Source organism: Steroidobacter sp., assembly GCF_016790065.1.
In the GTDB taxonomy this organism is placed as follows: Bacteria; Pseudomonadota; Gammaproteobacteria; order Steroidobacterales; family Steroidobacteraceae; genus Steroidobacter.
In genome coordinates this window covers 1-10,384 of sequence record NZ_JAEUPY010000665.1, presented here as the reverse complement: position 1 = coordinate 10,384, position 10,384 = coordinate 1, and the positions used below count along the sequence as shown (strand labels likewise).

Here is a 10,384-nt window from a genome sequence, read left to right as displayed (position 1 = left end):
GGATGCGCCCGAGGCCATGTCGGAGGTGCTGAAGGTTGGCGCTTCGGTCGGCGTTGACGCGGCGACAATAGACTCCATTCTCGCCGAGGCAGCGCAGATCGAGGAGGGCTCACTGCCGGAAACTTACACGGATCAGCCTTTTCAGTTGCTGGGATTCAACATCGATCCCCGAGCGGTCGGAGAGGGATTCTCCATCAACCGCAACTCGACCGAGCTATACGCCGTTGTTCGTGCGTGTCGAACGCGCGGCGTATCGCAGGGGCAGTTCACCAAACTCATGCGTACGTACTTCGGCTGACGAGCGTCAAAGCATGCCGGGGAAGGGGACACCCCGGCACCGCCTTAATGTTCTTCTTCGAGACGTAGCCAGGCAGGGCTCTTCAGGTCGTCGAGATATGCACTCCATGCCTGCATCATCTTCCGGCGATCTTTCATCAACACGGAGCGGTCGTAGTGAGCCTGAGTGCCACGCTTCCGGTGCGCAAGCTGGCGCTCGATGCATGCGTCGTTCGCTATCCCACGCTCGCGGATGATCGTGCTGGCTGTGGATCGGAAGCCATGAGGGACCAATTCATCGCTCGTGAATCCCATCAGACGCATGGCGCGCACGAGCGACATATCGCTGATTGGTCGGTTTCGATTGACGGGACTGGGGAACATCAACGCGCGAGGGCCTGGCCCAGTCGCGGCGTGAAGCTCATCCAAGATCGCAAGCGCATGCTTCGAGAGCGGCACGTCGTGCGGCTCTCTCGCTTCGCCAATGCCCTTCATTCGCTCCGCAGGGATGCGCCAGACCTTCGCATCGAAATCAACCTCGCCCCAGGTTCCGCAGCGGAGTTCACTTGACCGCAGGAACACGTGGGGGAGTAGGCGGAGCGCGCACCTCACGACAATGCCTTGGCTCTGATACTCCTCAACCGCCGCCAAGAACGCATGTAATCGGCGCGGATCGGTTATGGCCGGGTGCTTTCTAGCTTGCACCGGGACCAGGGCAAAACTGGCTCCGTCGGCTGGATTGCGCTCACACTTGCCGCTTGCAACGGCGTACTTGAACACTCTCGACACCAGCATCGCAGCCCGGTGCGCCGTTTCGTTCCGGCCGTCGGCTTCGATTCTCTTCAACGCCGTAACAATGTCCGGCCCGGTGAGCTTGCGAATCGGCTTCGCGTGCAACGAGGGCAACAGGCCAAGCAGCCACTCTCGCTTGCTCACAGTCCGCGCCGCCGCACCGGCCTTTCGTGACGTCAGGTACTCGCGGGCCACCATTTCGAACGTCGCTCCAGCCTGCCGTGTTTCGCGCTTCTGCTGATTCGGGTTGATGCCTTTGCGGAGTAGAGCTCGATTGTCCTCGTGGCGGTCCCGCGCTTCCCGCAAGGAGACCTCCGGATAGGCGCCGTACGACAACACGATCTCGCGGCCTTCGTGATACGCCTTGGCCCGCCACAAGCGGGTGCCGTTGTCCTGGACGTGGATGTACAGACCGCGCCCGTCGAAATGCTTCCCGGTTGGGAGCGTGCCGAGTGCTTTGGGATTCAATTTGTTCGCGGGCATGCGGCCGAGTCTATGCCCGATATCCCCACGGTGGAAGATATCCCTATCCCGTATCCCTTTCGGCGTGCCGCGTCCCGGTGACTGGATTTAGGCAACGAAGTGTGGCGAAAGGCTGTAAATCAGGCTATTTTCTCGCATAACCCGATCCGAGAAGGGGGATCTAACGGGACTTGCGAGAAGGGAAGTGGTGCCTGGGACCGGAATCGAACCGGTACGGAGTTGCCCCCGAGGGATTTTCGTACTCGCTACAGTTTTCACTGCCGACCGACGGACTGTTCAGCCGTCGCTCGTTCGGAGTCTGGACTTTCTCTTTGTCGTGTTCCGCGGACAGCGGAAGTTAGACAGGGGCCGTCAAGTCTCTACACTTTCCTGACTGCCGACAGTTACGCCAGCGTCAGGCTTAGCTCGGGATTGCAGGCATGCACGCGACTGTTAAGTGCGAGCATGGGGCTGGTTCCCCGAATTTGACCCCATTCACACCGGCCGTTTCCGAGCCGGGTGCTCAAAATTTTAAGTCCCTTGCGTCTACCAATTTCGCCACCCAGGCACGGGCGGGGCGGGGATTGTAAGCCACTTGAGGGCAGCATGCTAAACTGCCGTGAATACAAACCAATACACACGCAGTACGCAAGCGCGACAACCAGCATGCTCGAACAGGTCGCTGCGACTTCTCCGCAGCCGCAATTAGAAGCGCGAGCCGTCCATCTGTGGCGCGGCGAAAAACACCTGTTACGCGGCGTGTCCTTCGCGCTTTACAGCGGTGAGCTGCTGCAAGTGGTGGGGCCGAACGGCGTGGGCAAGACCAGTCTTTTGCGCTGTGTGGCCGGGTTGCTGCCAGTGGAGTCGGGTGAGATTGCCTGGCAAGGCCAGCAGCTGCCAGAAGGGCGCGATGAGTTCCATCAAGCGCTGGCGTACCTCGCGCACGTCAACGGGCTCAAGCCGGATCTGACGGCGCTCGAGAATCTGCATTACGGGGTCTCGATTCGCCGTGCAGTCGCCACGGACGAGCTACGCGAAACCCTCCAATTACTGCGGATCGAAGCTTGCGCAGACTTGCCGGTGCGTGCGCTGTCGGCGGGGCAGAAGCGGCGAGTGGCGCTTGCCCGCATCATGCTGACGCGTGCACCGCTGTGGATTCTGGACGAGCCCATCACCAACCTGGACAAGGCCGGCATCGCGCTGTTCGAAGCGCGCATCGCCGAACACATGCGCACCGGCGGCATGATCCTGACGGCCGCGCATCAGCTGCTGCTGCAAGGCGAGCCGGGTGTGCGCACATTGGAGCTGCGCTGATGCAGTCATCGGTTCAGTCCCTGCCCGGGCTCGGCAAAATCGTGTGGCTGGTGATGGCGCGCGATCTGCGGCTCGCCGTGAAGCACTGGGACCAGGTGCTGCAGCCGCTGATTTTTTTCGTGATCGTGACCACGCTGTTTCCGCTGGCCATCAGTCCGGCGCTGGACGAGTTGCGCAAGATCTCGCCCGGCGTGTTGTGGGTAGCGGCGATGCTGGCTTCGTTGCTGGCGCTTGAATCGCTCTTCAGGCCCGACGTCGAAGACGGCACCATGGAGCAATGGGTGCTGTCGGGGCAGCCGCTGTCATTGCTGTTGTTGGCCAAGACCCTGACCCATTGGCTGCTCACCGGCCTGCCGTTGGTGTTGATGGCGCCGATCGTGGGAACTGCTTTGGGCATGCCGCAGTCTGTATGGCCGGTGCTGGCGGCGACGCTGGCCTTGGGCACGGGTTCGTTGTCGGTCCTTGGAGCCATCGGTGCGGCTTTAACGGTGAGTGTCCGGCGGGGCAGTGTGCTGTTAGCGTTGTTGGTGCTGCCGCTCGAGATGCCGGTGCTGATTTTCGGCGCACGCGCAGTGGACCTGGCCATGCACGGCGAAGCGGTGACGGGTCCGTTAAACTTGCTGGCAGCGTTATTGCTGTTTTTTGTCAGTCTGGGGCCGTTCGCCATGGCTGCCGCCATGCGGATCAGTGTGGAGTCTTAAAAGCTATGTGGCTGTGGTTTCACAAGCTCAGCTCGCCGCCTTATGCCTACCGCACGGCCGGTGCGGTACGCCCGTGGCTGTTCTGGCCCGCAGTTCTATTGATGCTGGTGGGTGCCTACGGCGGCCTGGTGCTGGCGCCCGAGGACTATCAGCAGAAAGACGCGTTCCGGATCATGTATGTCCACGTGCCCACCGCCATCTTGTCGCTGACTGTCTACACCGTGATGGCAGTGGCCGCGGCTGTCGGCGTTATTTGGCGAATCAAACTGGCCCATGCAGTGGCCGCTTCCTGCGCGCCGGTGGGTGCCTGGTTCACGGCCGCCTGCCTGGTGACCGGCTCCATCTACGGCAAGCCCATGTGGGGCACCTGGTGGGAATGGGATCCGCGGCTGACCTCGGAACTGATCCTGCTCTTCTTATATCTGGGCTACATGGCCCTGCGGGCGTCGTTTGACGACACCCAGCGCGCCGACCGTGCCAGCGCCATCCTGGCCATCGTCGGTGTGGTCAATGTGCCCATCGTCAAATACTCGGTGGTCTGGTGGAACAGCTTGCACCAGGGCCCCAGTATCTCGAAACTTGCCGCCCCCTCCATCGAAGGGTCCATGCTCTGGCCGTTATTGGTCATGCTGTTGGCCTTTGCGCTGTACTTCGGCGCGGTGTTGTGTGATCGGCTGCGCGGGGAAATCCTCCGGCGCGAGCGAAATGCCAGTTGGCTCGGTGACAGTCTGGCCTAGGGAAAGTCTCGCTTAATCATGAACTTGAAAGACGTGCTTGACATGGGGGATTACGGCGTTTACGTGTGGTCCTGCTATGGGCTGGTACTGGCGATGCTGGTGCTCAACGTATGGCTGGGGCGGCGCGCGCTGGCCGAGCAGATCGTCAGTGCCAAGCGCCGCTTGAAAATGGCTGGTTCGAGCAATTCGGAGTCGTCTTCGTCATGACACCTCGTCGCCGTCGCATGGGGTTGGTCGCATTGATCGTGCTGGGCGTGGGCGCAGCCGTGGCCTTTGGCCTGACCGCGTTTCAGGACAACCTGCTGTACTTCTATTCACCTTCGGATGTGCACGCCGGCAAGGCACCGAAGGATCGCGTGTTCCGGGTCGGTGGCATGGTGCCGGAAGGCAGCTTCACTCGCGCCCCGGGCAGCCTCGAAGCGCATTTCGTGCTCACCGATTTCGCCGAGAACGTGAAGGTGAGCTACACCGGCGTGCTGCCGGATTTGTTTCGTGAAGGACAGGGCGTGATCGCACGCGGCCGCATGGGTGCCGACGGGGTGTTCGTCGCCGAAGAAGTGCTGGCCAAGCACGACGAGAACTACATGCCGCCGGAAGTGGCGGACGCGCTGAAAAAGCAGCATCAAAAGCCGTCGGCCAGCGGGCCGTTGCCAACGACTTAGGAAGTTCCATGGCCGCCGAACTCGGACACTTCGCGCTGATCCTGGCGTTCTGTTTGTCGCTGCCCCAGGCGTTTTTCGGCCTGGCGGGCGCGCACTGGCGCCGGCCGCATTGGATTGCGTTGGCGAATCGCGCCGTCGCCGGTCAGTGGGTGTTCACGCTGTTTTCGTTCGCGTGTCTGTCGTACGTTTTTTATCAGAACGATTTCTCGGTGCTGTATGTCGCGCAGAACTCCAACTCGGAGTTGCCGACGTTCTATCGCTTCGCCGCGGTGTGGGGCGCGCATGAAGGTTCGTTGTTGTTGTGGCTGCTGGTGCAGGCGACCTGGGCACTGGCAGTGGCAGCGTTCAGCGGCAACATGCCTCAACAGATGACCAGCCGCGTGCTCGGCGTGCTCGGCTTGATCAGCGCCGGCTTTGCACTGTTCATTCTGATGACCTCGAATCCGTTCATGCGCTTGTGGCCGGCCGCAGCGGATGGGCGCGATCTGAATCCGTTGCTACAAGATCCGGCGTTGGCGATTCATCCGCCGATGCTTTACATCGGTTACGTCGGCTTCTCGGTGCCGTTCGCGTTCGCGGTGGCAGCCATGCTGGAAGGCAAGCTCGACTCGTTGTGGGCGCGTTGGGTGCGTCCGTGGGCCAGCGTCGCCTGGATGTTTCTGACCTGCGGTATCGCTCTCGGCAGTTGGTGGGCGTACTACGAGTTGGGTTGGGGCGGCTGGTGGTTCTGGGATCCGGTGGAAAACGCGTCGTTCATGCCGTGGCTGATCGGCACTGCGTTGATTCACTCGCTGGCGGCTACCGAGAAGCGCGGCTTGTTCAAGAGCTGGACATTGCTGCTGTCGATCGCGGCGTTCTCGCTGTCGTTGCTGGGCACGTTCCTGGTGCGCTCAGGCGTGATCGAGTCGGTGCATGCGTTCGCGAGCGATCCGGAACGCGGCATCTTCATTCTGACGTTCCTCGGCGTGTGCGTTGGCGGCGCGTTGGTGCTGTACGCGTATCGAGCGAAAGAGTTTCGTTCGAATGCCGGTTTCGCACCGGTGTCTCGCGAGTCGTTCCTGCTGCTGAATAACGTGCTGCTGGTAGCCGCGACGTTGTTGATCCTGCTAGGAACCACGTATCCGATGTTCATGGACGCGTTCAATCTGGGCAAGATTTCGGTCGGCCCGCCGTACTTCGAAGCCATGTTCCTGGTGCCGATGTTGCCGATGGTGTTTTTGCTGGCGCCAGGCATGCACGCCGCGTGGAAGAAAGCCTCGTTCGAATCCACCAAGCAAACGTTGGGCGTCCTGTTGGTCGTGGCCGCCGTGCTGGCTGTCGGCATTTCGGTGGCTGCATACGGCTGGAACTCGGTGATGACTTGCGTTGGCCTGACCGCGGCCTTGTGGGTAGCCGGTGCGGCGCTGGTCGATCCGATCAGTCGCTGGCGCAAAGGTCATTCGCTGCCGGCGAGCATCATCGGCATGAGCGTCGCGCACTTCGGTCTGGCGATGTTCATCGTCGGCGCCACCACGGTGGAGTCGTACAAGAAAGAAACGGATCTGAGCTTGAAGCCTGGTCAGACCACTGAGCACGCCGGTTTCACGTTCACCATGACCGGCATCAAAGACGTGGCCGGTCCCAACTACGAAGCCGTGCAGAGCGAAGTAGTGATTACCCGCGACGGTAAACAAGTGGCCGTCGTGCATCCACAGAAGCGTGTCTATCGCGTGCAAAAGAACGCCATGACTGAAGCGGGCATCGATGCGCATTGGCATCGCGATCTGTTCGTCGCCATGGGTGAGCCGTTAGGCGAGGGCGCTTGGAGCTTGCGCCTGCAGTACAAGCCCATGGTGCGATTCATCTGGTTGGGTGCCGCCGTGATGGCGCTCGGCGGATTGATCGCAGCGTGCGACCGACGCTATCGCAAGCGAGTCACTGCCAACGAAGGCGTGCCCGCGGCCGACGCGAAGACTGCCTGAGCCTCGTCAACGCATGTTCAAGTATCTGCTGCCTGTTGGATTGTTCGCGTTACTGGTCGGCTTTTTGTATCTGGGCCTGTGGCAAGACAAACAAGTGTTGCCGTCGCCGCTGATCGGTAAGACCGCGCCCATCTTCGAGCTGACGCGTTTGGAAGATCCGGCCAAGACGTTTTCCAACAGCGAGTTTGCCGGCAAACCGTATGTGCTGAACGTGTGGGGCACGTGGTGCATCGGCTGTCGCCAAGAGCACGGCGCACTGCTGGAGATCTCACGTCGCGGCGAAGTGCCCATCATCGGATTGGACTGGAACGACGATCGCGAGGCAGCGCTGAACTGGCTGCAGCAACTCGGCAATCCATATACGGTGAGTGCGTTCGACGGCGAGGGCCGGGCCGCAATCGATTGGGGTGTCTATGGCGCGCCGGAAACGTTTCTGGTGGGCGCCGATGGCAAAGTACTAAAGAAATATACCGGGCCGATCACAGTGCAGGCTTGGGAACAGGAGTTTGTACCGCTGTTGCCGCAGGCAAAGGCGGTGTCGCCATGAAACAGCTGCTACTCGCCGCGCTGCTCACATTGTTCGGGCTGCAGGCATTTGCCATCGACAAGGCGCCGGCGTTTACCGATCCCGTGCAACAGGCTCGCTACGAGCGACTGGCTCGCGAGCTGCGTTGTCTCGTGTGTCGTAGCGAGACCATTGCCGACTCGAATGCACAACTCGCTACTGATTTGCGTCGTCAGCTGCGCGAGCTGATGGCCGCCGGCAAGTCCGATAAGGAAATCATGACTTACATGACCGATCGCTACGGCGACTATGTGTTGTACAAGCCGCCGGTCGTGCCTCGCACCTGGCTGTTGTGGGCCGCACCGGCCTTGTTGGTTCTGGGTGGCGGTATTGCCGCGGCCATCGTCATCGCACGCAAATCCAAGCTGCCTGACACCGATCCTGCCGATCCCGGCCTGGGTGCCTCGTGACGGCTTTTATCGTCGTCTGCGTCGCCATGTTGCTGGCGGCGCTGCTCTGGATGGTGCTGCCGCTGTTGCGTGCGCCGCGTGTCGATACGGTGGAGAGCGAGTCGACTGAAGTCAGCACGTATCGCGCCGAGCGCCGGTACTCGAGCGTGGCGGTGGCGATCCTGTTGCCCATCCTGGCCATCGCCATGTACGGCCATCTCAGCAACTGGGATTGGAAGGCCGTGCAGCTCGACAGCTCCAAAGCCATGGACATGGAGAAGGCTCTGGGTGGCTTGGAAGCCAAGCTCGCGCAGAATCCGAACAACCTGGAAGGCTGGATCATGCTCGGCCGCTCATACACGGCGATGGGCCGCTATCCACGCGCCGTGGACGCATATCAGCAAGCCTACGACCTGACTCAAGGACAGAACGTCGAAGCAGTGGTCGGGCTGGGCGAAGCACTGGTGCTCACCGATGAAGCGTCGCTCACCGGTCGCGCCGGCAAACTGTTCGAGTCGGCACTGACGCTGGCACCGACTCATCCCAAGGCGCTTTGGTACGGCAGCATCGCGTCGCTGCGTGCGGGCGATCTGCGCCAAGGGCGTGATCGGCTGCAATTGCTGATGGCGCAGAATCCGCCCGAAGAGCTGCGCGGCGTGCTGGAGCGACAGATCCAGGACTTGAACGAGCAACTCAACGAAGGCGGGCAGGCGGCGGCGACACCACCGGCATCTGCCGCTGCTTCAGCAGCGCCCGCTGCGGCAGGCTCGAGGGCCATTCAAGTGTCCGTCTCCTTGTCGCCGCAACTGAAGCAGCAGGTCTCTGGCACCTTGCCGTTGTTCGTGCTGGCTCGCGATCCGGCCGCCGGTGGACCACCGCTGGCCGTGAAGCGGCACAGCTCCACCGAGCTGCCGTTGAGTGTGACACTCACCGAAAGTGATGCGATGATTCCGTCACGCTCCATTGCCACCGTACCCAAGGTGGTAGTTGTTGCACGGTTATCGCGCTCCGGCGCGCCCCAGCAACAAAGCGGAGATTTGTATGGCGAGGCCGACTACGAATTCGGCAAGAGCAGCGGCCCGTTGACTATCGTCATCGACCGCGTCGTGCCTTAACCTCGCCGGCGTCATTACATCGTCACGACCTGCATTGCTCAATTAGTCGCTCATTGATGTCATCACCGACCAAGATCTCCTTTGCCCGCCGACCGTCCATGGTCCCGGCCTACGCGCGCGTGCTGCTCGGCCGCAAGCCGTACAGTGCGCCCGATGGCACCGTGATCCGGCCCGTCGAGATCGAAGCGCGCAAGGTCGTGCTGTCACAGGCGCACCTGCGTCGTTATCGCGAAGTGTGTGCGGTCCCGGCAGCTGCCACCGGCTTGCCGCCGGCGTACTTGCATGTGCTGGCCATGCCGCTGCACATGCAGCTGTTCGTCGTGAACAACTTCCCGGTGAAAGTGCTGGGCTTGATCCATTTGCGAAACACCATTCGCGTGCTGGCCCCGGTCGATGAGCGTGTGCCGCTGCGTTTGCGCGTGTACTTCGACACCATGCGTCTCACCGACGTCGGCCAAGAGTACGACTTCACCACCAGCTACGAACAGAACGGCGTGCTGGTATGGGAAGAGGTCAGCACGATGTTTGCTCGCGGCAACTCGGCGCCTAAAGAAGGCGTCAGCCGCCGTCCCGTGATCGAGCGCTCCAACCATCCCGAAACCGGTGTGGCGACGGAGACGTTGGACGTTGCGGCCAACACCGGCTGGCGTTATGCACGCGTGTCCGGCGATTTCAATCCGATTCACCTGACCGCGCGCACCGCGCAGATGTTCGGCTTCAAACAAGCAGTGGCACATGGCATGTGGTCGATGGGCCGCTGTCTGGCCGCTGCGTCGGCGCATATGTCGAACATGAAGATTCAGGTCGACACTCAGTTCAAGCTGCCGGTCTACATTCCCTCGCAAGCGCTGGCTCGCACTTGGCCGGTGGCCGGCGGCAACGAGATTTCGATGTGTACGATGAAGGGTGACCGTCTGCATCTCGCCATGCAGGTCCGGTCGCTGTAGAGGATTCAAGATGGATTTGTTGGAAGGCATTCAAGCTCGGACGTCACCGCTGAAGCTCGCTGCCCCGGCGCCCAGTGCCGAGCAGGTCGAGCAGATCATTCGTGCGGGCACGCGTGCGCCGGATCATGGCCGGTTGCGTCCTTGGCGTTTCACCGTTCTCGAAGGTGCTGCGCGCGACAAACTCGGTGACGCGATGGCGAACTCGCTGCGTACTCGCGTGCCAGGCTCGCCGCAGGAACATCTCGATGCCGAGAAGAACAAGGCGCTGCGTGCACCGGTCGTGATCCTGGTCGGTGCCAAGATCAGCAAGGGCAAGATTCCTGAGATCGAGCAGGTCTGTGCCACGGCTGCCGCCGTTCAGAACATGCTGCTGGCTGCTCAGGCGCTCGGTTACGGCGCGCAATGGAAGACAGGCGCCGCCGCTTACGACACAGGCGTCAAAGCACTGTGTGGCCTGGCGCCT

The 10,384-nt window shown here is 61.6% G+C and carries 13 protein-coding genes; 12 read left to right on the top strand and 1 reads right to left on the bottom strand.

All coding sequences use genetic code 11. The features are described 5' to 3' along the window. A partial coding sequence (locus JNL55_RS27460) for a hypothetical protein (RefSeq protein ID WP_293862146.1) occupies nt 1–298 on the top strand: 298 nt, incomplete at its 5' end. Between the two features lie 44 nt (nt 299–342). Here the strand turns inward: JNL55_RS27460 and JNL55_RS27455 are convergent. Next, a complete protein-coding gene (locus tag JNL55_RS27455; protein ID WP_293862143.1) occupies nt 343–1,551 on the bottom strand; it encodes a tyrosine-type recombinase/integrase in 1,209 nt (402 codons plus the stop codon). A gap of 645 nt (nt 1,552–2,196) precedes the next feature. Between JNL55_RS27455 and ccmA the strand changes: the two genes are divergently transcribed. From ccmA to JNL55_RS27400, 11 genes are all read left to right on the top strand, one after another. Beyond that, complete coding sequence (gene ccmA / locus JNL55_RS27450; RefSeq protein ID WP_293862140.1) at nt 2,197–2,844, top strand: cytochrome c biogenesis heme-transporting ATPase CcmA; 648 nt, start codon at nt 2,197–2,199, stop codon at nt 2,842–2,844. After that, nucleotides 2,844–3,545: a heme exporter protein CcmB gene (gene ccmB / locus JNL55_RS27445; RefSeq protein ID WP_293862137.1), complete on the top strand. Its 702-nt coding sequence runs from the start codon at nt 2,844–2,846 to the stop codon at nt 3,543–3,545. Before ccmA ends, ccmB begins: the two co-directional genes overlap by 1 nt. Nucleotides 3,546–3,550: 5 nt before the next feature. Next, nucleotides 3,551–4,282: a heme ABC transporter permease gene (locus JNL55_RS27440; protein WP_293862134.1), complete on the top strand. Its 732-nt coding sequence runs from the start codon at nt 3,551–3,553 to the stop codon at nt 4,280–4,282. Between the two features lie 18 nt (nt 4,283–4,300). After that, on the top strand, nt 4,301–4,489 hold the full coding sequence (gene ccmD / locus JNL55_RS27435; RefSeq protein WP_293862131.1) for a heme exporter protein CcmD: 189 nt from the start codon (nt 4,301–4,303) through the stop codon (nt 4,487–4,489). Then, a complete protein-coding gene (gene ccmE / locus JNL55_RS27430) occupies nt 4,486–4,944 on the top strand; it encodes a cytochrome c maturation protein CcmE (RefSeq protein WP_293862128.1) in 459 nt (152 codons plus the stop codon). Before ccmD ends, ccmE begins: the two co-directional genes overlap by 4 nt. An 8-nt stretch (nt 4,945–4,952) precedes the next feature. Continuing rightward, a complete protein-coding gene (locus tag JNL55_RS27425) occupies nt 4,953–6,905 on the top strand; it encodes a heme lyase CcmF/NrfE family subunit (protein WP_293862125.1) in 1,953 nt (650 codons plus the stop codon). 13 nt (nt 6,906–6,918) lie between these two features. Then, nucleotides 6,919–7,452: a DsbE family thiol:disulfide interchange protein gene (locus tag JNL55_RS27420; RefSeq protein WP_293862122.1), complete on the top strand. Its 534-nt coding sequence runs from the start codon at nt 6,919–6,921 to the stop codon at nt 7,450–7,452. Further along, on the top strand, nt 7,449–7,880 hold the full coding sequence (locus tag JNL55_RS27415) for a cytochrome c-type biogenesis protein (RefSeq protein WP_293862118.1): 432 nt from the start codon (nt 7,449–7,451) through the stop codon (nt 7,878–7,880). Before JNL55_RS27420 ends, JNL55_RS27415 begins: the two co-directional genes overlap by 4 nt. Next, a complete protein-coding gene (locus JNL55_RS27410) occupies nt 7,877–8,974 on the top strand; it encodes a tetratricopeptide repeat protein (protein ID WP_293862115.1) in 1,098 nt (365 codons plus the stop codon). Before JNL55_RS27415 ends, JNL55_RS27410 begins: the two co-directional genes overlap by 4 nt. Nucleotides 8,975–9,030: 56 nt before the next feature. After that, nucleotides 9,031–9,921 (top strand): MaoC family dehydratase, encoded by an 891-nt coding sequence (locus JNL55_RS27405; RefSeq protein ID WP_293862112.1) that lies wholly within the window; start codon nt 9,031–9,033, stop codon nt 9,919–9,921. 10 nt (nt 9,922–9,931) lie between these two features. Next, on the top strand, nt 9,932–10,384 hold a 453-nt coding region (locus JNL55_RS27400; protein WP_293862109.1), incomplete at its 3' end, for a nitroreductase.